The sequence below is a fragment of the Bifidobacterium favimelis genome, assembly GCF_037963085.1.
GTDB classification, from domain to species: domain Bacteria; phylum Actinomycetota; class Actinomycetes; order Actinomycetales; family Bifidobacteriaceae; genus Bombiscardovia; species Bombiscardovia favimelis.
Genome location: NZ_JBANDZ010000012.1, coordinates 1 through 443, shown reverse-complemented (window position 1 = coordinate 443; position 443 = coordinate 1). Strand labels below are relative to the sequence as shown.

Genomic DNA, 443 nt, shown 5'->3' with positions numbered 1-443 from the left:
GGTTTGTCGCGTTTTCAGTTTGCGATGACGACCATTTTCCACTTCTTCTTTGTTCCCATGACCATTGGCCTGTCTTTGGCTGTGGCGGTGATGGAGACGATGTTCGTGGTGAAGAAGCGGGTGGTGTATAAGAGGATGGCGAGGTTCTGGGGGAAGGTGTTCCTTCTGAGTTTCGCCGTCGGTGTGGTCACGGGCATCATCCAGGAGTTCCAGTTCGGGATGAACTGGTCGAATTATTCGCGGTTCATGGGTGATATTTTCGGGGCTCCGTTGGCTATCGAGGCTTTGTTGGCTTTCTTCATGGAGTCGACGTTCATCGGTGTGTGGATGTTCACGTGGGACAGGTTCAGGCCTGGGGTGCATGTGGTGTTCATTTGGTTGACGTTCCTGGGTTCCTCCCTGTCGGCGATCTGGATCCTGGCTGCGAACAGTTTCATGCAGCA

Annotated in this window: 1 protein-coding gene; it reads left to right on the top strand. The window is 53.5% G+C overall.

The features are described 5' to 3' along the window. Nucleotides 1-24: 24 nt before the first annotated feature. Nucleotides 25-443, top strand: a 419-nt coding sequence (locus V6584_RS07920; protein ID WP_340486387.1) for a cytochrome ubiquinol oxidase subunit I, incomplete at its 3' end; no start/stop codon positions are given.